At 66.4% G+C, this 21,515-nt stretch carries 20 protein-coding genes, 1 pseudogene and 2 riboswitches; of the genes and pseudogenes, 11 read left to right on the forward strand and 10 right to left on the reverse strand.

Features of this window, described 5'->3' with window-relative positions; all coding sequences use genetic code 11:
* The first annotated feature begins 116 nt into the window (after positions 1 to 116).
* The 4 genes from AC1DN9_RS03320 to gcvP all read left to right on the forward strand — a co-directional run bounded on the left by AC1DN9_RS03320 (position 117) and on the right by gcvP (position 6,544).
* Positions 117 to 1,631 (forward strand): ABC transporter permease/substrate-binding protein, encoded by a 1,515-nt coding sequence (locus AC1DN9_RS03320; protein ID WP_478097546.1) that lies wholly within the window; start codon positions 117 to 119, stop codon positions 1,629 to 1,631.
* Positions 1,632 to 1,717: 86 nt separating this feature from the next.
* A riboswitch (glycine riboswitch) is annotated at positions 1,718 to 1,817 on the forward strand.
* 15 nt (positions 1,818 to 1,832) lie between these two features.
* Positions 1,833 to 1,943, forward strand: a riboswitch (glycine riboswitch).
* A 47-nt stretch (positions 1,944 to 1,990) separates the two neighbouring features.
* Complete coding sequence (gene gcvT, locus AC1DN9_RS03325; protein WP_478097244.1) at positions 1,991 to 3,154, forward strand: glycine cleavage system aminomethyltransferase GcvT; 1,164 nt, start codon at positions 1,991 to 1,993, stop codon at positions 3,152 to 3,154.
* Between the two features lie 61 nt (positions 3,155 to 3,215).
* Positions 3,216 to 3,593 carry a glycine cleavage system protein GcvH gene (gcvH, locus tag AC1DN9_RS03330; protein ID WP_478097246.1) on the forward strand — a complete coding sequence of 126 codons (378 nt, stop codon included), beginning with the start codon at positions 3,216 to 3,218 and terminating at the stop codon, positions 3,591 to 3,593.
* Between the two features lie 38 nt (positions 3,594 to 3,631).
* Positions 3,632 to 6,544: an aminomethyl-transferring glycine dehydrogenase gene (gcvP, locus tag AC1DN9_RS03335; protein ID WP_478097248.1), complete on the forward strand. Its 2,913-nt coding sequence runs from the start codon at positions 3,632 to 3,634 to the stop codon at positions 6,542 to 6,544.
* Positions 6,545 to 6,569: 25 nt separating this feature from the next.
* On the opposite strand, the gene AC1DN9_RS03340 is transcribed toward gcvP, so the two are convergent.
* From AC1DN9_RS03340 to AC1DN9_RS03350, 3 genes are read right to left on the reverse strand one after another with little or no spacing between them, the layout of a single operon-like run.
* Positions 6,570 to 7,028 (reverse strand): HugZ family pyridoxamine 5'-phosphate oxidase, encoded by a 459-nt coding sequence (locus AC1DN9_RS03340; protein ID WP_478097548.1) that lies wholly within the window; start codon positions 7,026 to 7,028, stop codon positions 6,570 to 6,572.
* 53 nt (positions 7,029 to 7,081) lie between these two features.
* Entirely contained in the window at positions 7,082 to 7,315 is a 234-nt protein-coding gene (locus AC1DN9_RS03345) for a hypothetical protein (protein ID WP_478097250.1), read from the reverse strand.
* Between the two features lie 13 nt (positions 7,316 to 7,328).
* Positions 7,329 to 7,709, reverse strand: coding sequence for a hypothetical protein (locus AC1DN9_RS03350; protein WP_478097252.1), 381 nt, complete (start codon positions 7,707 to 7,709; stop codon positions 7,329 to 7,331).
* Between the two features lie 240 nt (positions 7,710 to 7,949).
* Here AC1DN9_RS03350 and AC1DN9_RS03355 point away from each other — a divergent pair, with 240 nt between their 5' ends.
* From AC1DN9_RS03355 to AC1DN9_RS03370, 4 genes are all read left to right on the forward strand, one after another.
* Positions 7,950 to 8,519 (forward strand): DUF4124 domain-containing protein, encoded by a 570-nt coding sequence (locus tag AC1DN9_RS03355; RefSeq protein ID WP_478097254.1) that lies wholly within the window; start codon positions 7,950 to 7,952, stop codon positions 8,517 to 8,519.
* 176 nt (positions 8,520 to 8,695) lie between these two features.
* Positions 8,696 to 9,118, forward strand: a complete 423-nt coding sequence (locus AC1DN9_RS03360) for a YciI family protein (protein WP_478097256.1) — start codon at positions 8,696 to 8,698, stop codon at positions 9,116 to 9,118.
* 39 nt (positions 9,119 to 9,157) lie between these two features.
* Positions 9,158 to 9,574 carry a YciI family protein gene (locus tag AC1DN9_RS03365; RefSeq protein WP_478097258.1) on the forward strand — a complete coding sequence of 139 codons (417 nt, stop codon included), beginning with the start codon at positions 9,158 to 9,160 and terminating at the stop codon, positions 9,572 to 9,574.
* Positions 9,575 to 10,879, forward strand: coding sequence for an RNA polymerase sigma factor (locus AC1DN9_RS03370; protein ID WP_478097260.1), 1,305 nt, complete (start codon positions 9,575 to 9,577; stop codon positions 10,877 to 10,879).
* A gap of 6 nt (positions 10,880 to 10,885) precedes the next feature.
* Here AC1DN9_RS03370 and AC1DN9_RS03375 read toward each other — a convergent pair whose 3' ends face one another.
* Positions 10,886 to 11,782, reverse strand: coding sequence for a DUF3014 domain-containing protein (locus AC1DN9_RS03375; protein ID WP_478097261.1), 897 nt, complete (start codon positions 11,780 to 11,782; stop codon positions 10,886 to 10,888).
* Positions 11,783 to 11,865: 83 nt separating this feature from the next.
* Here AC1DN9_RS03375 and AC1DN9_RS03380 point away from each other — a divergent pair, with 83 nt between their 5' ends.
* From AC1DN9_RS03380 to AC1DN9_RS03390, 3 genes are all read left to right on the forward strand, one after another.
* The gene (locus AC1DN9_RS03380; protein ID WP_478097263.1) at positions 11,866 to 12,495 is read left to right on the forward strand and encodes a flavin reductase family protein; all 630 of its coding nucleotides are present in this window, start codon (positions 11,866 to 11,868) and stop codon (positions 12,493 to 12,495) included.
* Positions 12,496 to 12,762: 267 nt separating this feature from the next.
* The gene (locus AC1DN9_RS03385; RefSeq protein WP_478097265.1) at positions 12,763 to 13,047 is read left to right on the forward strand and encodes a hypothetical protein; all 285 of its coding nucleotides are present in this window, start codon (positions 12,763 to 12,765) and stop codon (positions 13,045 to 13,047) included.
* 23 nt (positions 13,048 to 13,070) lie between these two features.
* Positions 13,071 to 14,522: a flavin-containing monooxygenase gene (locus AC1DN9_RS03390; protein ID WP_478097267.1), complete on the forward strand. Its 1,452-nt coding sequence runs from the start codon at positions 13,071 to 13,073 to the stop codon at positions 14,520 to 14,522.
* A 7-nt stretch (positions 14,523 to 14,529) separates the two neighbouring features.
* On the opposite strand, the gene AC1DN9_RS03395 is transcribed toward AC1DN9_RS03390, so the two are convergent.
* The 6 genes and pseudogenes from AC1DN9_RS03395 to AC1DN9_RS03420 form a co-directional block, all read right to left on the reverse strand.
* Complete coding sequence (locus tag AC1DN9_RS03395) at positions 14,530 to 15,504, reverse strand: Bug family tripartite tricarboxylate transporter substrate binding protein (protein ID WP_478097269.1); 975 nt, start codon at positions 15,502 to 15,504, stop codon at positions 14,530 to 14,532.
* 12 nt (positions 15,505 to 15,516) lie between these two features.
* Positions 15,517 to 17,232: a dihydroxy-acid dehydratase gene (gene ilvD, locus AC1DN9_RS03400; protein WP_478097271.1), complete on the reverse strand. Its 1,716-nt coding sequence runs from the start codon at positions 17,230 to 17,232 to the stop codon at positions 15,517 to 15,519.
* Between the two features lie 110 nt (positions 17,233 to 17,342).
* A pseudogene (locus AC1DN9_RS03405) lies at positions 17,343 to 17,780 on the reverse strand (aconitase X swivel domain-containing protein); the annotation flags it as partial.
* Positions 17,777 to 19,069, reverse strand: coding sequence for an aconitase X (locus AC1DN9_RS03410; protein ID WP_478097272.1), 1,293 nt, complete (start codon positions 19,067 to 19,069; stop codon positions 17,777 to 17,779). The pseudogene AC1DN9_RS03405 and the gene AC1DN9_RS03410, both read right to left, overlap by 4 nt.
* 25 nt (positions 19,070 to 19,094) lie before the next feature.
* Positions 19,095 to 19,937: an IclR family transcriptional regulator gene (locus AC1DN9_RS03415; RefSeq protein ID WP_478097274.1), complete on the reverse strand. Its 843-nt coding sequence runs from the start codon at positions 19,935 to 19,937 to the stop codon at positions 19,095 to 19,097.
* A 60-nt stretch (positions 19,938 to 19,997) separates the two neighbouring features.
* Complete coding sequence (locus tag AC1DN9_RS03420) at positions 19,998 to 21,455, reverse strand: FAD-dependent oxidoreductase (RefSeq protein WP_478097276.1); 1,458 nt, start codon at positions 21,453 to 21,455, stop codon at positions 19,998 to 20,000.
* Positions 21,456 to 21,515: the final 60 nt, after the last annotated feature.

Consider the following 21,515-nt stretch of genomic DNA (forward strand, 5'->3'; position numbering starts at 1 on the left):
GAAGGAGCCTGTGCATCGGATGGTCCTCGCCGCCATGACGCCGATACACTGGGTCGATGCGTCCACTGCGCCGAATCTGGGTCACCACCCTGGCCTGCCTGGGCCTGCTGGGCCTTATGGGCCTTCTGGGCAACCCCACGCCGTCGCACGCGCAAGGCGGGGCCGACGGGCTTCGCATCGGCTCCAAGCGATTCACCGAGTCGTACATCCTGGCAGAGGTTCTCGCGCAGACTGCGGCGCCGCATACCGCCACCCCCCCGGTGGTCCGGCAGGGACTCGGCAACACGGCCATCGTCTACGAGGCCTTGAGTTCCGGCAGCATCGATCTCTATGCCGAATACACCGGTACCATCGCCCTGGAGATCCTCAAGAGCCCTCAGTCGATGACGCTCGAGGACATGAACGCGGCGCTCCGGCCGCTGGGCCTGGGCGCGGCGATTCCCTTCGGGTTCAACGACGGCTATGCGCTCGCCATGCGCGCGGCCGATGCGGACCGCCTCGGCGTGCGAAGCCTGAGCGACCTCGCCAGCCATCCTGAACTGAAGCTCGGACTGTCGAACGAATTCATCGGCCGCGCCGACGGCTGGCAAGGGTTGGCTGCTCGATACGGTTTCACACAGACGCCGACGGGGCTGGATCATGGGCTCGCCTACGACGCCATCGCGGCGAAGCAGATCGACGTCACCGACATCTACACCACCGACGCCAAGATCGATCATCTCGGCCTCCGTGTGCTCGAGGACGACCGCCAATATTTCCCTCGCTACGACGCGGTGGTGCTCTACCGGCTCGACGTGCCGACAAGATTGCCCAAGGCGTGGGCGGCATTGCAGAAACTCGAAGGCCGCGTCGACGAGCACGCCATGATCGCAATGAATGCGCGTGCCGAATTGCAGGGCGTGGCGTTCGACGCGATCGCGCGTGACTTCCTGGCGCAGAGCAAGATCGTCGCCCAGGCACCCGCCGCCAAGACAACCGGCTCCGCCCTCCCCAAGGAGGCCGCGGCACGGGGTTTCCTCGCCAAGCTGTTCGGCCCCGACCTTGTCCGCCTCGCGCGTCAGCATCTGCTGCTGGTGGCGGTCTCGGTCGGCGTCGCCATCCTGATCGCGGTGCCGTTAGGAGTCCTCGTTTTTCCGCACCTGAACGCGCGTGCGCTCGTCCTGGGGCTCACGGGCCTGCTGCAGACCATTCCCTCGCTCGCACTGCTGGCGATCCTGATCTCGGCCGTCGGCGCGATCGGCCTGGTGCCGGCGCTGATCGCGCTCACGCTCTATTCGCTCTTGCCGATCATGCGGAACACGGTCACCGGCCTGGCCGAAGTCCCGGTCGGGTTGCGGCAGGCAGGGACCGCACTGGGAATGACCGGCGGCCAGACCCTGCGGGTGGTGCTGCTGCCGCTGGCACTCCCCACGATCCTTGCCGGCGTGCGGACGGCGACGACCATCGCCATCGGCACCGCGACGATTGCGGCCTTCATCGGCGCGGGCGGTTTCGGCGAACGCATCGTGACCGGCCTGGCACTCAACGATCGCGAACTGCTGGTCGCCGGGGCCATACCCGCGGCGGTGCTGGCCCTGCTCAGCGAGGCATTCTTCGAGTGCATCGAATACCTGATGCGTCGCAAATACTGAAACTTGAAACTGAACGCATCGACAGGCTTCTTCCGGTGCAGCAACTTCACTGAATTCGCCGTTGGGCACGCCTTCGATCCCTTACACTCGCGCAGTCAGGAGAGAGCCCCGCCGCGTCGGGGCCGCCGAAGGCGCAGGTCCCATCGAAGCGCGGGCCCGAACGCTCAGGCAAAAGGACTGGCGAAGCGCCCGCATTCAGGGCGTTTCCTTGCTGGAGAGAGACGACCCGTCGCGACGACGGACTCGTCCACCGAAGGAGCAAGCCCCGATCGTGGGGTGAATCTCTCAGGTAAAGCGGACAGCAGGGGTGGCCCATGGCTTCGGTCATGGATCTGGACTGCCCCCTTTTGGAGAGAGCCTTGGCCTCCGAATCGACTGACGATCTTCTGAAGACCCCGCTTCACGCCCTGCATGTGGAACTCGGCGCGCGCATGGTGCCTTTCGCCGGCTACTCGATGCCCGTGCAATACCCGGCGGGCCTCATGGCCGAACACAAGCACACGCGCGAGGCTGCGGGGCTCTTCGATATTTCCCACATGGGCCAGTTGCGCCTGTCCGGCCCCGATGCCGCGGCCGCCTTCGAGACGCTGATGCCGGTGGATGTGATCGGCCTGGCGCCCGGCAAGCAGCGCTACGGGCTGCTGCTCAATGACGACGGCGGCATCCTCGACGACCTGATGTTCTTCAACGAGGGCAACGACTCGCTGTTCGTGATCGTCAACGGCGCCTGCAAGCAGGCCGACATCGCGCACATCACCGCGAAGATCGGGCACCGTTGCCAGGTCCTGCCGATGCCCGACCACGCGTTGCTCGCGCTTCAGGGACCGCAGGCTGCCGCGACGCTGGCGCGTCTGTCGCCCGGCGTCGAGCGCTTTGTCTTCATGACCGGCGGCGCCGTGCAGATCGGCGGCATTCCGGCTTTCGTGACCCGCAGCGGGTACACCGGCGAAGACGGCTTCGAGATCTCCGTCGGCGCCGCGGACGCCGAACGCCTTGCGCGGCTGCTGCTCGCGCAACCCGAGGTCAAGCCCATCGGCCTGGGAGCGCGCAATTCGTTGCGGCTCGAAGCCGGGCTTTGCCTCTACGGCAACGACATCGACGAGACGACCACGCCAGTCGAAGCCTCGCTCGTCTGGGCCATGCAGAAAGTGCGACGTTCCGGTGGTGCGCGCGAAGGCGGCTTCCCGGGCGCGGCCAAGGTGCTGGCGCAACTCACTGCCGCGGACGGCACGGCGGGCCATCTCGACCACGACACCCTCAAGCGCAAACGCGTGGGCCTCGTCGCGCTGGAGCGTGTTCCGGTGCGCGACGGCACGCTGCTCGAATCCTTCGAAGGCCTCGCCATCGGCCAGGTGACCAGCGGACTGCTCGGCCCCACAGTCGACCGGCCCGTCGCCATGGCCTACGTTGCGCTGGCCTATTCCGAGCCCGGCACGCGCATCCAGGCGATGGTGCGCGGCAAGCCGGTGTTGATGGAAGTCAGCACCATGCCTTTCGTCCCGGCGCGCTATTTCCGCGGCTGAGACCCGATCTTCAAGTCCTGCCGATTTCGTTCCGATTTCTTATCTCAAGGAGCTTTTGTTCATGACCACCAAGTACACCAAGGATCACGAGTGGGTTCGCCAGGAAGCGGACGCGACGCTCGTCACCGTCGGCATCACCGTCCACGCGCAGGACGCACTGGGTGACGTGGTCTTCGTCGATCTGCCTGAAGTGGGCAAGACTTTCGCCCAGGGCGAGGTCGCGGGTGTGGTCGAGTCGGTCAAGGCCGCCGCCGACGTCTTCATGCCGGTCTCCGGCGAAATCACCGAAGTCAACGAAGCGCTGCGCGCCGACCCCTCGCTCGCCAACAGCGCGCCGATGGACGCAGGCTGGTTCTTCAAGGTGCGCGTCAGCGAGGTGACGCAACTCGAAAGCCTGCTCGACGACACCACGTACGAAAAGTTCGCAGCCGAAAACTGAACTAACCCCGGTCCCCTGCCCTCCTGAGCCCTCCATCCATGTCGACACCCGTCCTGCCCCTCTTCCCTTCGCTCAGCGAGCTTGAGAACGCCGAGGAATTCATTGCGCGCCACATTGGCATCGAAGCTGCTGACGAATCGCGAATGCTGTCGGCGATCGGCTCGGCCACGCGGGCCGAACTGATCGACGGCATCGTGCCGCCGGCCATCCGGCGCACGCGGCCGATGCGCTTGCCTGCGCCGGTGACGGAGGCCGACGCGCTGGCCGAACTCAAGGCCATCGCCGCGAAGAACAAGGTGGCGAAGAGCTTCATCGGACAGGGCTACTACGGCACCCACACGCCAGGCGTGATCCTGCGCAACGTGCTGGAGAACCCCGCCTGGTACACCGCCTACACGCCCTACCAGGCCGAAATCTCGCAAGGTCGCATGGAGGCGCTGGTCAATTTCCAGACGATGGTTTGTGACCTGACAGGCATGGCCATCGCGAATGCGTCGATGCTCGACGAGGCCACCGCGGCGGCCGAGGCGATGACGCTCGCGCGCCGCAGCGTCAAGAGCAAGAGCAACGTGTTCCTGGTATCGGGCGACTGCCACCCGCAGACCATCGAGGTCATCAAGACGCGCGCGGCGCCGCTGGGCATCGAGGTACGGGTCAGCACGGTGTCGGAGACCCTGCCCCACCTGATGGCGAGCTGCGAATTCTTCGGCGTTCTGGCGCAATACCCCGCCACGACGGGTCACGTACACGACCTGCGACCGCTCGCCGGCCACGCGCACCAGTTCGACGCAGCCTTCTGCGTAGCGGCCGACCTGCTCGCGCTCACGTTGCTCGCGCCGCCCGGCGAATGGGATGCGGACATCGTCTGCGGCAGCACACAGCGCTTCGGCATGCCGATGGGCAACGGCGGCCCGCATGCCGCCTACCTGGCATGCCGCGACGAATTCAAGCGCTCGCTGCCCGGGCGCATCGTGGGCGTCAGCGTCGACACGCACGGCGAGCCCGCCTACCGCCTCGCGCTGCAGACACGCGAGCAGCACATCCGGCGCGAGAAGGCGACGTCCAACATCTGTACCGCGCAAGTGCTGCCCGCGGTGATCGCCAGCATGTACGCGGTCTACCACGGACCCGAGGGCATCCGTCGCATCGCGCAGCGCGTCGCGTCACTCACGTCGATCCTCGCGCAAGGTCTCGAACAGATGGGCCGCGAGTTGATCAACGCGACGGCGTTCGACACGCTCACCGTCAAGACCGGCGAAGACACCGCGAAGATCGTGGAACGCGCCGAGGCCGCCTGCATCAACCTGGGTCTGCGCGTGCAGAACCACCTGGGCATTTCGCTCGACGAAACCACGACGCGCGCCGACATCGAGACGCTCTGGGCGCTGTTCGTGCCCGCGGGCACGCCGATGCCGCGTTTCGACGAACTCGCCGGCCGGATCGCCTCGCGCATCCCCGAGGACTTGCGCCGCACCAGCGCATTCCTGACGCATCCGGTCTTCAACACGCACAAGAGCGAAACCGCGATGCTGCGCTACATCCGCAGCCTCGGCGACAAGGACCTCGCGCTCGATCGCAGCATGATCCCGCTCGGGAGCTGCACCATGAAGCTCAACGCGACGAGCGAGATGATCCCGATCACCTGGCCCGAATTCGCGAACATCCATCCCTTCGCGCCGGCTGAACAGCTCCAGGGCTATGCCCAACTCGACAAGCAGCTGCGCGCATGGCTGTGCGAAGCCACCGGCTACGCGGGCATCAGCCTGCAGCCCAACGCGGGCTCGCAGGGCGAGTACGCGGGCCTGCTTGCGATCAAGGCCTTTCATGAAGCCAGGGGCGAAGGCCATCGCGATGTGTGCCTGATTCCCTTCTCGGCGCACGGCACCAATCCGGCCAGTGCCCACATGGCCGGCATGAAGGTGGTGGTCACGGCCTGCGATGCCGAAGGCAATGTCGACATCGACGACCTCAAGCGCGCATGCGGTGCCCATGGCGACAAGCTGGCCGCGGTGATGATCACCTACCCCAGCACCCATGGCGTCTTCGAGACCCGTGTGAAGGAGCTGTGCGAGATCGTGCATGCGCACGGCGGTCGCGTGTACGTGGACGGCGCCAACATGAATGCGCTCGTCGGCGTGGCAGCGCCCGGCGAGTTCGGCGGCGATGTGAGTCACCTGAACCTGCACAAGACTTTCTGCATTCCCCATGGCGGCGGCGGTCCGGGCGTCGGCCCTGTGTGCGTGGTCGAGGACCTGGTGCCGTATCTGCCGGGCCATGCGACGGGCGGCATCGCCTCACACGGCGTGGGCGCGGTGTCGGCGGCACCGCTGGGCAATGCGGCCGTGCTGCCGATCAGCTGGATGTACTGCCGCATGATGGGCGCGCCCGGCTTGAAGGCGGCGACCGAGACCGCGATCCTCAGCGCCAACTACATCAGCGCGCGCCTGAAGGATCACTATCCCACGCTCTACGCAAGTCCGAATGGCCACGTCGCGCATGAGTGCATCCTCGACTTGCGTCCCCTCAAGGATGCCAGCGGCGTGACCGCCGAAGACGTCGCCAAGCGGCTCATCGACTACGGCTTCCATGCACCGACCCTGAGCTTCCCCGTGCCCGGCACGCTGATGGTGGAACCCACCGAAAGCGAACCGCTCGCCGAACTCGATCGCTTCATCGACGCGATGATCGCCATTCGCGGCGAGATCCGCCGCATCGAGGAAGGCGTCTGGCCGAAGGAAGACAACCCGCTCAAGAACGCACCCCATACTGCCGCCAGCCTGCTCGGCAGCGAATGGACGCGACCCTATTCGCGCGAACTGGCCGCGTTCCCGCTCGCGACGCTCAAGGGCGCCAAGTACTGGCCGCCGATCGGAAGAGTCGACAACGTCTACGGCGATCGCAACCTGTTCTGCAGTTGCGTGCCGGTGGGCGATTGGGCGGCCGCTCGCTGAGCTGAACGCGCGCGGGCCGACGGGTTCAGTTCATCGCGCGCAAGACGCGTCGGATCTCTTCCTCGTCGACATCTCGCGCTGCTCCGAATCCGGCGATGTGCCGGCCGCCTGTCACGCGAATGGCGACGAACCGGAAATCGCCGAGCTGTGTCATGGGCTCGGCCTCGGGAAATCGCTTCAGGTACGCGTCACGGCACGCTTTCCACTCGGGACTGCCGGGTTCCAGCCGTCCCGCCGCCCCATCGAGGGTGACGCGCGGCAAGGCATGCACGGGCTTGCCATGCACCTCGCGCGCCGTGACGAGAAGCGACAGTCCCGGCCTCTGTTGAAGATGCCGGCTGTGGGCGGCCAGTCCGCTCACATGGATGACAAGGCAAGCTTGCCAAGGCTCCACGGCGAAAGGAACCATCGAGACAAAGGGCGAGCCATCGTCATCGATGGTCCCCAGGGCAGCGGTGCGACGGGCCTTCAAGAGGGCCCGCATCTCTCGCGTCAGCCTGGCTTCACGAGGCGGCGTGGCCTCGCGTTGCCCATCGCTCACCAACGTTGCTGCTGCCTGCCACCGTGGATATTGCCGGCGACACCACCCGCAAGTCCGCCGATGGCCGCACCGGTCCAGGCGTCGCCTCCGGAGATCGCGGCGATGCCTGCGCCGGCCGCCGCGCCCATGGCGGCGCCACTCATCGTTCCTTGTTGCTGCGGGGTCATGTCGGTACAGCCCACGGCGAGCACCGCGGCAGCCACGGCCAGTGTCCAGTTGAGTCGTTTCATGATCCGTTTCCTTTCACTTCTTCTGAAGACCGGGAACGGCCATTTCAAACCAGATGATGTCGAGCACCGGACGCTTGAGCTTGTCGGGGTTCGCCGCATACCACTTGTCGATGCCGGAACTCACGCCGTCCAGCGTCTGCCCCTGCATTCCCTTCGCCAGTCGCGGAATGAAGCTCTGGGCATCGCTCGGCGGGTTTCTCGACGAATAGGCCGCCTCGACCTGAACCAGATTGGCGAGCCCCACGAGATACGCCTTCTTCACGGCGGGGTTCGACGTAGTCCATTGCTCGCCGGTCACAACCGGGATTTCGGCCGCCTTGGCTGGTACGCACGTCAGCGCCAGAGCCATGCACGCCGCCGACAGGGTCGCACGTACTTGCAGTTTCGATGTCATTGCGTTCTCCAACGGATTCCCCTCGTGTGAATGGACACATCGCGGTCCACGGCACGCATGCCCGGCCGCGCACGCATACAGCCGGATTGGATGCTCTTCTTCCGGCTGCGATGCATCGTGCGCTGCGACGTCGAGGCATGTCAAGCGCGTCGATCAAGGGTTGAAGCCCCAGATTTCGGTGAGTACTTTCGTCCCACTTCGCGTGTTGTTGTCTCGCAGAAGGAACACAATAGACGCACCATGCGCAACCTTGTCCTTCTTGCGGTTCTGTTCGCGGTCGGCCCGATGGCCGGCGCCGACGTGATCCGCTGCGCGGACGCGGCGGGCAGGGTGAGCTACACCGATGGCACATGCCCGGCGGGCGCCAAGAAGGTGGCGCGCGTGTCGACGGTGGAGCCGGTCAGCGTCGTGCGCGGGCCCAATGACCCTCGGCCCGAACAGAGCATCGACGCCGGCGCTCCACCAGGCGATTCGAGGGAGGTCGCGGCAATCCCGCCTCAAGCACCTTCGGGCCCCATCATCATCGACGGCCGCCGCGACGGCAATGGCGGCAGCGCGCTGCCGAGCGACTCGCGCTGGAGCGATCGCGGCGTGGACTCGATCGTGATCGACGACGGGCTGTATCCCGCGCCCGGCATCTCCCGCCCGTCCCGGCCACGCGACATGCGGCCGCGCATCCGCAATTGCGGATCCAGAACCTGCGAAGACACGCAGGGCAACCACTTCACCCACTCCGGTCAACTCGACCGCTTTCGCAGCATCGATGGAAGAACCTGCCAGCCGGTGGGAACGACCGTGGTCTGCCGCTGAACCGGCGGACGGCACGGCGCTGAAAACGCGCCTTGCCGGCTGAACAACATTTTTTTACAGCGGCAGGCGTCGAGCCTGTCGATTTCGTCGTCGCTGCTTCGACGTGCATGCAGAGGCCGGAAAATCGCCGTCATATCGATAGGCAACCGGACTCGCAACCTCGAAGGAGCAACGACATGCGATACATGGTGATCGTCAAGGCCAGCAAGGAATCCGAAGCAGGCGCAATGCCCACGGAGCAGATGCTGACCGACATGGGCAAGTACAACGAGGAGCTGGTCAAGGCTGGCGTCCTGCTCGCGATGGATGGGCTGCACCCGAGTTCGAAGGGCGCACGGGTGCGCTTCTCCGGCAAGCAGCGCACGGTCATCGACGGGCCTTTCAGCGAAACCAAGGAACTGGTGGCCGGATTCTGGCTTTGGCAGGTGCGCTCGCGGGAAGAAGCCATCGAATGGCTCAAGCGCGCGCCCTTCGACGACAACACCGAAGTGGAGCTGCGCCAGGTCTTCGAGTTGGACGACTTCGGCGCCGAATTGACGCCCGAACTCAGGGAGCAGGAAGAGCGCCTGCTCGCGGAAGTCGCCGCGAAGAAAGCCTGACCTCGCGACGCATCCAGAAGACACCCAGGAGATCCAGACATGAAGTTCATGATCATTCGCAAGGCCGACAAGGACACCGAAGCCGGCATGATGCCCACCGAGCAGCTCGTCACCGACATGCTCAAGTACAACGAAGAGATGATCAAGGCCGGCGTGATGTTCGACGGCATGGGCCTCCAGCCCAGCTCGAAGGGAGCGCGCATCAAGTTCAATGCGGGCAAGCCGACGGTGATCGACGGCCCCTTTGCGGAAGCCAAGGAACTGGTCGCCGGCTTCACCCTGATCCAGGTCAAGTCGAGGGAAGAAGCGCTCGAGTGGGTCAAGCGCTGGCCGCCCATCGACGGCGACGGCCATGTCGAGCTGGAGTTGCGCCAGATCTACGAACCAGAGGACTTCGGCGCCGAGTTCACGCCCGAGATGCGCAGGCATGAAGCGCTCCTCCGCGAGAGGAAATAGATGACGTCGATCGCGCCCGCCGACGAGGCGCATCGCGCCCTCAATGCCGTCTGGCGCATCGAATCCGCCAAGATCATCGGTGCGCTCGCGCGCATGGTGCGCGACGTCGGCGTGGCGGAAGAACTTGCGCAGGACGCGCTGGTCGCTGCACTCGAACAGTGGCCGCGCGAAGGCATTCCCGAGAATCCCGCCGCGTGGCTCACGGCCGCCGCGAAGCACCGCGCCATCGATCTCCTGCGCAAGCGGAGCCTGCACGCCGGCAAGGAAGCGGAAATCGGTCGCGAACTCGATGCGCAGCACGCCATGGCGGCGTCGGATTTCGCCGAGGCGGTCGACGCGGCGCTCGACGACCAGGTGGGCGACGACATCCTTCGCCTGATGTTCACGGCCTGCCATCCGGTCCTGCCGCGCGAAGGGCGGGTCGCCTTGACTCTGCGCTTGCTCGGCGGACTCACCACGGACGAGATCGCGCGTTCCTTCCTCGTGCCCGAGCCGACGATCGCCCAGCGCATCGTGCGGGCCAAGCGCACGCTGGCCGCGGCGCGCGTACCTTTCGAGGCGCCTCGCGCGAACGAGCTCGCGGCCCGGCTGTCCTCGGTATTCGAGGTCATCTACCTCGTGTTCAACGAAGGCTATTCGGCCACGGCCGGCGACGACTGGATGCGACCCGCGCTTTGTGAGGAAGCGCTGCGCCTCGGCCGCATCCTGGCCGAACTGGTACCGGACGAACCCGAAGTCCACGGCCTGGCCGCGCTGATGGAAATCCAGGCTTCGCGCGCCTCGGCGCGCGTCGATGCGCAGGGCGATCCGATCCTGTTGCTCGACCAGAACCGCGCACGCTGGGACGGCCTGCTGATTCGCCGTGGCCTCGCCGCGTTGGAGCGCGCAGAGAAGCTCGGCGGAGCGCTCGGCCCGTACGCGCTGCAGGCCGCGATCGCCGCCTGCCATGCGCGTGCACGCACCGCCGCGGACACGAACTGGCCGCGCATCGCCGCGCTTTACGAGGCGCTCGCCCAGCTCGCGCCCTCTCCCATCGTGGAACTCAATCGTGCCGTCGCGCTGTCGATGGCTTTCGGCCCGGCCGTCGGTCTCGAACTTGTCGACACGCTGCTTTCGGAGCCTCAATTGCAGGGCTATCACCTGCTGCCGAGCGTGCGCGGCGACCTGCTCGCCAAGCTCGGCCGCAAGCGCGAAGCACGCGCCGAATTCAAGCGTGCCGCCGAACTCACGCGCAACGCCCGGGAACGCAAGCTGCTGCTGATGCGGGCGCTGGCATGCACCGGCAGCGACACGGCCACCGACTGAAGTCCCCTACTTCTTCGCGACGGCGCCGGTCGCGACGAGCCGGCGAAATTCCCCAAGCTTGGCCTTCATCCGCCGCTCGTTCACCGGACCCATGCGGATCAGGATCTTCTGGCCCGCGGACAGCGATTCGAGTTGCGGATCGGCGAATTCATACCGCAACCAGGGGGTCTGGGAGACCGCCTCGTCCTTCAACTCGCCCTTCACTTCGGTCAGCCTGACCTGCACCGGCCCCGCCGGCTCCGGCGTCTTCAGCAGGTGATCCAGCACGGCCACCAGCCGGTCGTTGAAATAGCGGCCCGGGTAGCCCAGTTCTTCGTACGCCTGCTGAAACAGCGGATAGAGCTTCGCGTAAAGCGCTGCCGCGCGAGCGGTGTCGACCGACTCGACAAAGAGCACGAAGGGCGTGTAGCGGCTGCCATTGTCGATACCGATGGTCTTGACCTCGCCATCGCCCTGAGTCTCGAATCGCTGCGGCGTGGGATGCACCGGCCACAGGCGCGAAGACGCTTGCGTGCGCGGCAGGTTGTCCACCGTCGCGACGACGCGCCGCACGAAACCGTCGGTCTGGAGAAACGACACGACCGCCTTCTTGCCCAGCAGGTCGGTGAGCGCGCCGGTCACGCGCGCGTCGGCGTCGTTCAAGGGCGGGAGCGTCTTGTCGGGCTCGGCCAGGGGCTCGACCAGGTTCTGCGGCCCCGTCGCGACAGGCGCGGGCACGTCGGGCGGCGCCGGTTGGGGCTGCGGTGCTGTTGCAACCGGCGGAGCTTCGGGTGGCGTCTCTTTCTGCAGCGACCAGCGCCACCACGCGAAGGAGGCTGCGAGGATCGCGACGACCACGATCGCGGGAATCCACATCGAGGATTCGCGAGCTGGCCTGAATTCTGCTGGGTCCCGTTGGGGCATGTTTCAATCTTCCTTTCCCTGTCCATTGGAAACTACTGCGGCACGGCTTGCCGTAACGCCCTGTGACCGCCCACGAGAACACCATGAACATCGACTTCTCGACACTGACGGAATACCAACGCTACAAGCTCATGGCGAGCCTGATCGTGCCACGACCGATCGCGCTGGTCACCACGCTGGGGGCCGACGGCGTCGTCAACGCCGCGCCCTTCAGCATGTTCAACATGCTCGGCGAGGAGCCGCCGATCGTGATGATCAGCGTCAACCGGCTGCAGGACGGCGTATTGAAAGACACCGCCGCCAACATCGTGCGGACCGGCGAGTTCGTCATCCACCTGGCTGACGAGGACATCGCCGAGCAGATGCACCGTTGCGGCGAGCGTCACCCGCCGCACGTGAGCGAACTCGACATCGTCGGCTTCACCGCCCTGCCGAGCCATGCGGTGAAGCCGCCGCGCATTGCCGAGGCACCGGTCGCCTTCGAATGCACGCTATGGGAAACGCTGGAAACCGAGAGCCGGCAAATCTTCATCGGCCAGGTGCGCTGGATGCACGCGCGCGACGAACTCATCGACACCGACGCGTGGCGCGTTCGCCTGCAGCACTACTTTCCGGTCGGCCGATTCGGTGCGAGCTTTTATGTGAAGACGCGCGAACGCTATTCGCTCGCCGCTCAGGGCGAGATGCGAAGCACCGCCATCGACGAGATGTAGATCGGCTCAGCCGAGGCCGCTACCGTCTGCTGCTGCGCATCGAAATTCCCGATTCCGACTGGGCAGCCGAGATGGAGGCGACTGTGCTGGCACGCCTGACCCCCATCGACCGCTGACCGCGGGCAACGCCCTCCAATTTACTGCCTTGTCAGGCGAACGGTCATCGGCCTGTAGGACTACGTCAATGGTTGGGTCGGCTGACCCACACGGCCCGGGCGATTGAAGTTAAAACAGCTTCCTCAGCGCTGCATTGATTGGAGGAATCCGATGTTCAGCATTTTTCAGCACGGCCGAAACGGCCACTTGCGACGCATCATGACCTTGCTCGAGGAGGCGAATCTGGCGCGCATCGAGCACCAGGCCGCCGCCGAACACCACGGCGCCCTCGCCCGCATGTATGCGGACCGCGCCAAGCGACTGGAGCGGGAGGTCTACGGCACCTCGCACGTGCCTGTCGGCGACAGCGGGGCGGCGCCCCCGAAGGTGACGGATGAAAAGCCGGTCGTCTATGCGCTGGGCGCGAATCGCCGTGACGGCGCAGCGAAAGGCTGAGGCACGCGCCAGATCACCGAACGATGGCCGATGAATTCGTCGACGTGCTGATCGTCGGCGCCGGCCTGTCAGGCATCGGGGCGGCGTCTCATCTGCGGCGGCTGTGTCCGGGCCGCAGCGTCGCCATCCTGGAAGCGCGACAGACGCTTGGCGGTACATGGGATCTTTTTCGCTATCCGGGCGTGCGTTCGGATTCGGACATGTACACGCTGGGCTACTCGTTCCGGCCGTGGACGGACGCCCGATCCATCGCCGATGGACCCACCATCCTGCAATACCTGCGCGACACGGCGCATGAACAAGGCATCGACCCACTGATCCGCTACGGCCATCGCGTCCGACGCGCCAGTTGGTCGTCGGAGGCGGCCCAGTGGACGGTGGACGCAGAAGACGGCAACGGAGAGCCGCTTTCGCTGCGCTGCGCCTTTCTGCTGATGTGCAGTGGCTACTACGACTACGCCGGGGGCTACACGCCGGACTTTCCCGGCCGCGAGCGATTCGCCGGCCGTGTGGTGCACCCCCAGCAATGGACCGACGACATCGACTACGCGGGCAAGCGCGTGGTCGTGATCGGCAGCGGCGCCACTGCCGTCACGATGGTGCCCGAGTTGGCCCGGCACGCGGCGCACGTGACGATGCTGCAGCGCTCGCCCAGCTATGTGGCCACGCAGCCCTCGGTCGACCGGATCGCCACCTGGCTTCGCCGACATCTCGGGCCCTCGTCTGCCCACGCCCTCGCACGGTGGAAAAACATGCTGCTTGCCCTGGTCCTCTTCAGGGTTTGCCGCCACAGGCCGGAATTCGCAAAGTCCGCGTTGATCAAGCAGGTCCGGCGCCAGTTGGGTCCCGACTACGACATCGATACGCACTTCACCCCCCGATACAACCCGTGGGAGCAGCGCCTGTGCCTGGTGCCCGATGGCGATCTCTTCAAGGCCATCCGCACGCAGCGCGCCAGCGTGGTCACAGACCAGATCGCGTCCTTCACCGAGACCGGCCTGAAGCTCGCGAGCGGCGCGGAGTTGCCCGCAGACCTGGTGGTGACGGCAACCGGCCTGAAGCTCAAGGTGGTCGGCGGCATCGAGCTTCGTGTCGATGGTCACAAGCTGGAGCCTGCCGATCTCGTCAACTACAAGGGCATCATGTTCGCCGGCGTGCCGAACTTCGCGTCGGTCTTCGGCTACACCAACGCTTCCTGGACGCTCAAGGCGGACCTGTCCGCCACCTTCGTTTGTCGCTTGCTCAATCACATGCAGCAAACCGGCGCTCGGCGGTGCGTGGCGATGGCGGACGATCCGGCCATGCCCTTGCAGCCCTGGGTCGACTTCTCCTCGGGTTACTTCCAGCGCGCCGTGGGTCAGTTGCCCAGGCAGGGCGAAAAGAAGCCCTGGAAGCTCAACCAGAACTACCTTTCGGACTTCTTCACCTTGCGCTACGGCGCGGTGGACGACGGGGTCATGCGCTTCTCTGCCTAGGCACTCGCTATTGATCGAACCTGACGCCGTGCTCGCGCACCGTCGAACCAAAGGCGTCGTACTGCGTGCGGAAGAAAGCGGCGAAATTCGCCGGGCTCATGCCGTAGCCCTCGAAGCCCTGCTGGACCAGTTGCTCGCGCACCTCGGGCCGCTTCATCGTGGCCTGCAGCGCAGTCGAGAGCTTCTCGACGATCTCCGGCGGAAGTCCAGGCGGGCCGAAGAAGCCGGCCCACGGTGTGATGGTGAGCTTGCCGAGTCCGAGTTCCCCGGCGGACGGCACGTTGGGCAGCAAGGCACTGCGTTCCGGTTGCAGTGTCACGAGCGCGCGGATGCGGCCGTCCTTGACAAAGCCCGGCGCCAGCGTTCCGGTGGTGAACATCATCTGGATCTGACCGCCAAGCAGATCGGTCATCGCCTGCATGTCGCCCTTGTAGCGTGCATTGACCACCTTGCGGTCGCCGAGCAGTTGCAGCATGGCGAGCTCCGAGGCGCTGTTGCTCGAAGCCGAGTTGTAGGTACCAGGCTTGGCCGCGACCAGCGCCAGCAGGTCGTTGACGCTCTTGACCGGCAGCGCGGACGGGACGACCAGGAACATCGAGAACTGCCCCGCGCTGCTGATCGGCGTGAACGCCTTGAACGGATCGTAGGGCGCGGTCGGCCGAATCGTGGGCGCCGCGACCATCGCGGTGTTGGTGCCCATCAGCAGCGTGTAGCCGTCGGGACGCGCGCTGCTCACCGCCTGTGCGGCAAGCACGCCGTCGGCGCCGGGTCGGTTCTCGACCACCACTTGCTGCCCCAGTTGCCTGGAAAGACCGTCCGCCATGATCCGCGTGATCACGTCGGCACCGCCGCCCGGCGCGAAGCCGACGATCAGGCGCACCGGCTTCTGCGGATAGGCCTCGGCGCCCCAACTCGCGGCGATGGGCAGCGCGAGCGCGGCGGCGATGGTTGCCGCCCCTTGCAGGATTGTTCTGCGTTGCATCGCGGCTTCCTTTCAGCGTGCCCGTTCGGACCGCACCAGGACGGCGCCCTGCGAGAGCGCACCCACGTTGCGCCGATATTGCTGCAGCCAGCCGGTGTCGTGCGCGGGCGGCGGCGGACGCCAGCCGGCGCGGCGCGCCTGAAGCTGCGCGTCATCGAGTTCGACGTCGAGGCGGCGCGCGTCGAGGTCGATGGTGATGACATCGCCGTCTTCGAGCAGCCCCAGCGGACCGCCAAGCGCCGCCTCGGGAGACACCTCGGCCACCACCAGCCCCTTGCACACGAGGCCAGAGAGGTGGCCGTCCGTCAGCAGCGCAACGTCGTCGCCGAGCCCTGCCCCATCGACCGCGAACACGACACGCGATGCGCCTCCGCCCATCGCGGGACCGCCGCAGGCTCCGGCGCCGCGCATGACGATCACCTGTCCGGGGCGGATGCTTCCCTGCTTCAGCGCAGCGATCGCTTCGTCCGAACTCCAGAAGCACACGGCCGGTCCGGTGAACCGGCGCACCTTGCGTTCGACGATGCCGGTCTTGATCAGCCCGGACTCCGGCGCGAGATTGCCGCGCAGCAACACGATGGCGGGCTTTTGCGCAACCGGTCGATCGATGGCCCGGATGACCTCGACATCGGCCACCGCGACGTCGCGCAGATTGCCCGCGACCGTCTCACCGCTGACGGTGCGCGCCGACGTGTCGAGCAGCGGTTCGAGCTGCCTCATCAGCGCGCGACAGCCACCCGCCGCCTCGAACTGCTCGATGCTGTGTTCGCCGATCGGACGCACGCCCGCGAGCACCGGCGTCTCGGGGCCGAGGCGCTCGAACAGGCCATACACATCGACGCCGCATTCGCCCTCGGTTGCCACGGCCTGAAGATGCTTCGCCGTGTTCAGCGAACCGCCGATGGCCAGCACCGCACGCACGGCGTTCGCGAACGCGCCGGGCGTGAGGATGTCGCGCGGCTTCAGGTCATCCCACACCATCTGCACGATGCGGGCGCCTGCAGCGCGGGCATCGGCCATCATCTTCGGGCTCAGTGCCGCGACCGGTGCGCTGCCGGGCAACGCGAGGCCGAGCGCCTCGCACACGATGTGCATCGAGTTCGCCGTGCCAAGGCCTGAGCACACGCCCGGGCCGCGAATGGCCTCGCGGCTCATGCCGACCAGCTCTTCCAATGGCAGCTTGCCGGTGACGGCATGCATCGCGCCGATGAAGACCTCCTCGATGTCCATGTGGCGGCCGCGGAACTCACCGCTCGGCTGGTAGCCGCACGGCACGAGCAGCGTCGGGATGTTCAGCCGTGCCGCCGCCATCAATTGGCCCGGCACCGTCTTGTCGCAGGAGGTGAGGCACACCATGCCGTCGAGCTGCGCGCCTTCGACGGCGACTTCGATGTCGTTGGTCACCAGGTCGCGCGCGGCCAGCATGTAGGCGCCGCGTGCGCCGGCCCCGGTGATGAAGTCGCTCGGCGCCGCGGTGCGGATTTCGAATGGCACACCTCCCGCCGCGCGGATCGCTTCCTTGACCTGCACCGCGATCTGGTCGAGATGACTGAAGCAGGCCGCAAGCTCCGAAGAACTGTTGACGACCGCGATCTTGGGCTTCTCGCAGTCCTCTTCAGGAATGCCGAGCGCGCGCCAGTGGGCGTTGCGCACCGACCATAGATAGGAACCGCGCGGAAAGTTGCTGCGAAGAGGACGACGAGTGGTCATGGGCTGGGTCTGGGTCATGGTGTGATTTCCCCCTTCGTGAGACACCGCGGAACTGGCTCCGCCAGGCCGCTGGTGTCGCCCCCGGCGAGGGGGTTGGTGGCTACACGAAGTAAGCAAGCCTGGGGGTGAGCTTTCCTTGTAATCTCGACGATGCCGCGGTCGGCATCGACGCGCACCCAGTCGCCGGTCTCGATGCACTCCAGAGGGTCGCGGTCGAAGTCGGTCATCGATGGCGAATGCGTGACCACCGTGCCGAGCGCCACCTTGGTCGTCATTTCGTTGAACAGGAATGCAGCAGGTACGGTGTTCATCAGCCGCGCCACATGGAACATCGCGGACCAGCCCGACGAGCCCTTGGCGCCGGGGAACACCAGCACCTTGCCGGCGAAGCTCTGGCCGCGCAGCGAGTGCCGCGTTTCGATGACGGTGCCCGTGCGCGGATCGATGCCGCCCCAGCCCGAGATCCGGTCGCGCGTGACCAGCGCCTCGCCTTCGGCGACGCCGCCGACCACCTTGCGGCCGCGGATCACCAGGGTGTTGTCGGTGTTGCCAACTCGCGAGCTCATGCCAGGCTCCCGTTCCAGCGGCCCGTACACGCCGCGTCGATGCATTCAGCCGTGCTGCCGAACCAGGCCTGCACGCCAAGGATGGCCGGCAGGTAGTGAGCCTGCTTGGCCGAATCGAGGGCAACGGTCTTCGTGCCCTTGGGCACCGCACGGCTCATGGCCGAACAACTGTCGGTCATGAGGATGCCGCCCGCGTCCTCGATGATCTTCGTGTAGCCGTTCCGATCGGCCAGCGACTTGATCGCGCGCGGCGTGAAGATCCACAGTTCGCAATCTGAATGCACCTTGCGGCCCTCGATGAGTTGCGCGGCCTCCCAGATCTGCTCGATCGTGTAGTGCGGGCAGCCGAGCATCACGTACTGGATCTCCGCGCTGCGCGCCGTGGCGTTGATGGTTTCGTAGGTGGCACGGCGCTCGGCCTCGCCGTAGCGCAGCACTTGCACGGGCTTTCGGCCGCCGAGCGCCTGCTCGAGGCTCAACGCCTCGGGCGTCACGCCGACCACGTGGTACATCTCGACGCCGCCCGAGGACGAGGCCGCCGCGCCGAAATGCTTGAGCCGCGGCAGATTCGGCACGCGGCCGATGCCGCGCCGGCTGTGGATCACCGGCACGCGATCCTGCACCTGCTCGCCGATGTAGTAGCCCAGGAGGCCCCAGTCCTGCACCGATTCGATCTCGATGTCGAGTTCCACGACGTGCGTGCCGAGCCGGTTCTCGTCGAGGTGATAACCCCAGTAAGGGATGCGGCCCGTGAGCATCGCCGCACCGGTGCTCTCGCGGCCTTCGGCGTTGGTGCGGGCGCCGAGCACCGAGTTGCAGTAGATCACCGCCGACGACTCCATCCAGGCGCAGTGCTCGCCGCGCGTCGGGATGTTGCCCACCTGATAGGGCGTGCAGGTGTTCATGATCTGCGCGCCCAGGCCGGCGGCATGGCGCTCGCTCTTCTCGTAGAAGCGAACGATGTCTTCGCTGACACCCATGCGTTCGGGCTGTCCGGGATCGAAGCCCAATTGAAGATGGCTGGTGAAGACCTTGAACTTCGGAATCGGCACCGCCTCCTGGCTGTCGAGGCTGAATTCGGAGAACACCGCATCCATGCCGCCCTGCGTGAGCGCGAAATCGCGCTGGAAGGGCGTGGTCGATGTGATGGTCGCGCACACGTTGCGTGTCTCGACCAGGCGCTCCGCGCCCAGGGCTTCGCCGTAGCGGATCAGGAGATCCATGGCCTTCTGCACGGCCGCTCCGTCGCGGCCGTCCCGCATCGATTGTTCTTCATCGCTCAAGTGCATGGCCTGCGACCTCCGTGGGTTGACGCTATTTCGCCGGCAGGCCGGGCACACGGCCGCCGATGTCGTGCGCAATGCGCTCGGCGATCTCGCGCAGGCGCGGCGCGAGTTCGTTGCGCAAGCGCTCCTCGGTGAAGACAAAAGCCGCACCGCCGCCATTGAGGGCCATGATCTCGTCGCCCGGCCCGATCAGCGGCACCGACACCGAGTTGATCTCGCGATGGAATTCACCCAGCGACAGGCAGTAGCCCAGCCGCTGCGCTTCGCCGATGGCGCGCGTCATGGCGGGTGCGAGGCTGTCCCATTCGGGCCCGCGCAGCAGACGCATCGAATCGAGGAGTTGCGAGCGCGTGCCTTCATCGAGCGCCGAGAGGTAGGCGCGCCCCAGCGCTGAATTGGGCAGCGGCGCGCGCGAACCGACGTCGAGCCGCGCCGAAAGCATTGTCGAGCGCGGACGGCAAGCTTCGATCAGCACCATTTCCATGCCGTCGCGCACGGCGAGGTAGACCGACGCGCCCATTTCCTCGGCCAGCCCCTGCATCACCGGCCGCGCGATGGCGCGCACATCGAGGCCTCCGAGAAACACGCGCGCCAGTGACACGACACCGGGCCCCAGCGAAAAGCGATCGCTCCCGGGCGCGACCTTGAGCATGCCCATCGCGAGCAGCGTTGCCACCAGACGGTTGATCGTGGGCCTGGGGATGCCGGTGATGCGCGCGACTTCGGCGTGGCTCAGCAGCGGCCGTTCCTCGGTGAAGCTGCGCAGCACCGAGATGCCGCGCTCCAGCGCGCTCACGGTGTCAGAGCGGTCGGCGCGCGCATCGGGGGTTTCGGGAGATTGAAGGAATGAATCGTTCTTGTCGGTGGCCATGGAGAACTCCTTGGAGGAACCCGCCAATGTAGAGGCTGCCTTCGGGTTCATCGGTGCGGCTCAGGCCTGCAACGCATCGAGCGGTCGGGCAACCGCGGCGTTGGCGGCATCGGCACCGGCGCGCAGATGGACGCCCTGCGCCAGCAACGCCGCCTGCAGCACGCCCACATCGACCGCGCGCGGCGCGACGCGGCCCTGAGACGCAAGCGCCGCGGCCACGCCCGCGGCCTGCCCGGTGATCCAGCACTGCGGAATCTCGCGCATGAAGCCGTGCGAATTGCGGTCGCAGGAGACGTGCCGGCCGCAGGCCAGCAGGCCGTCGAGTTGCTGCGGCACCAATGCGCCGTAGGGAATCGAGATGTTCGGAAACTTGGGCGACACGGCGGGCGAAACGCCGATCTCGTCGGCCAGCGCGCGGCCTTCGGGCCACTGGCCGCGCAGCACCGCGCCGACGCCGCTGAGCCGACGCGCATGGCGAACACCGATCTGCGGCGCACTCAGCATCAGGTAGGCGTCCTCGAAGCCCGGCGCATGCGCGCGGAAGTAGTCCAGATGCGCGGCCATGGCGCGATGCGAACGCACCTCCACCGCGGTGAGATCGTCGACGTCGAGCGCCGAGTAGCCCGACTGGCGCGGCCCCATGAACAGCGCGACGTCGTTGCGCCAGGAGACGAAGGGCCGTTCGAACAGACCGAGTTCTTCGCGCCCGCGCGCCATGAAGGCGCTGAACTCGTCGGGACGACCGGCCTTGAAATCGATCCAGCGGTTCATGTCGACGCCGCCGAACAGCCACGAGGTGTTCATGCAGTGATGCACGTCGGCCTCTTCGATGTCGTTCACGTAAGCGGCGCCGGCGCGCGCGAACAGGTCGCCGTCGCCGGTGGCGTCGACCACCACGTCGGCCATGATCGCCATGCGCCCTTCCTTGCTCTCGAACACCACGCCCTTGACGACACCGTCCTGCACGATCGGCACGGCGGCCCACGAGTGGTAGATGAGCTTGACCTTGCGTTCGAGCACGATTTCCTGCGACAGCAGCTTGAGCCGCTCCGGGTCGATGGTCGGCGACCACGTGACGACGCCGTGGTACGCCGCCGTGCGTTGCGACCAGTGGGCGGCCTTGGCCGTGTCTTGCGAGCCCCAATCCGCCCGCGCGGGGCCTGCGATGGCATCGGCGGGCAGGCGGTCGAAGAGTTCCTCTGCGAAGCCGCGGATCACGAGCTTGCCTTCCCAATCGGTCATGCGGTCGATCCAGATCACCAGGCCGCCGGTCGAGAGGCCGCCCAGGTGGTTGTAGCGCTCCAGCAAGGCCACGTCTGCGCCGGCCCGCGCCGCCGCTGCCGCCGCCGCGGTACCCGACGGACCGCCACCCACGACGAGCACGCCGCAGCGGTGGTAGACGGGGATGTCGCGGCCGGGCTCAGACCAGATGCCGTGGTCGAGTCGGGCGACACGGCCGTCTCGATCGAAGATGTCGGAGCTCAGGATGCGCTCATCGGTGCGGACGACGGTTTTCATGGATCAGCGATGGTTCGTAGTATCTCTTAGATGCGTATTTTGATTTTCATGTCCATTTTG

This window comes from Variovorax sp. 05L425, assembly GCF_056397705.1.

Coding starts and splice junctions, on each gene's coding strand:
- AC1DN9_RS03320 (WP_478097546.1), top strand. CDS start 117: ATGGGCCTTCTGGGCAACCCCACGCCGTCGCACGCGCAAGGCGGGGCC.
- gcvH (WP_478097246.1), top strand. CDS start 3,216: ATGACCACCAAGTACACCAAGGATCACGAGTGGGTTCGCCAGGAAGCG.
- gcvP (WP_478097248.1), top strand. CDS start 3,632: ATGTCGACACCCGTCCTGCCCCTCTTCCCTTCGCTCAGCGAGCTTGAG.
- AC1DN9_RS03340 (WP_478097548.1), bottom strand. CDS start 7,028: ATGCGGGCCCTCTTGAAGGCCCGTCGCACCGCTGCCCTGGGGACCATC.
- AC1DN9_RS03345 (WP_478097250.1), bottom strand. CDS start 7,315: ATGAAACGACTCAACTGGACACTGGCCGTGGCTGCCGCGGTGCTCGCC.
- AC1DN9_RS03350 (WP_478097252.1), bottom strand. CDS start 7,709: ATGACATCGAAACTGCAAGTACGTGCGACCCTGTCGGCGGCGTGCATG.
- AC1DN9_RS03355 (WP_478097254.1), top strand. CDS start 7,950: ATGCGCAACCTTGTCCTTCTTGCGGTTCTGTTCGCGGTCGGCCCGATG.
- AC1DN9_RS03360 (WP_478097256.1), top strand. CDS start 8,696: ATGCGATACATGGTGATCGTCAAGGCCAGCAAGGAATCCGAAGCAGGC.
- AC1DN9_RS03365 (WP_478097258.1), top strand. CDS start 9,158: ATGAAGTTCATGATCATTCGCAAGGCCGACAAGGACACCGAAGCCGGC.
- AC1DN9_RS03370 (WP_478097260.1), top strand. CDS start 9,575: ATGACGTCGATCGCGCCCGCCGACGAGGCGCATCGCGCCCTCAATGCC.
- AC1DN9_RS03375 (WP_478097261.1), bottom strand. CDS start 11,782: ATGCCCCAACGGGACCCAGCAGAATTCAGGCCAGCTCGCGAATCCTCG.
- AC1DN9_RS03380 (WP_478097263.1), top strand. CDS start 11,866: ATGAACATCGACTTCTCGACACTGACGGAATACCAACGCTACAAGCTC.
- AC1DN9_RS03385 (WP_478097265.1), top strand. CDS start 12,763: ATGTTCAGCATTTTTCAGCACGGCCGAAACGGCCACTTGCGACGCATC.
- AC1DN9_RS03390 (WP_478097267.1), top strand. CDS start 13,071: ATGGCCGATGAATTCGTCGACGTGCTGATCGTCGGCGCCGGCCTGTCA.
- AC1DN9_RS03395 (WP_478097269.1), bottom strand. CDS start 15,504: ATGCAACGCAGAACAATCCTGCAAGGGGCGGCAACCATCGCCGCCGCG.
- ilvD (WP_478097271.1), bottom strand. CDS start 17,232: ATGACCCAGACCCAGCCCATGACCACTCGTCGTCCTCTTCGCAGCAAC.
- AC1DN9_RS03410 (WP_478097272.1), bottom strand. CDS start 19,069: ATGCACTTGAGCGATGAAGAACAATCGATGCGGGACGGCCGCGACGGA.
- AC1DN9_RS03415 (WP_478097274.1), bottom strand. CDS start 19,937: ATGGCCACCGACAAGAACGATTCATTCCTTCAATCTCCCGAAACCCCC.
- AC1DN9_RS03420 (WP_478097276.1), bottom strand. CDS start 21,455: ATGAAAACCGTCGTCCGCACCGATGAGCGCATCCTGAGCTCCGACATC.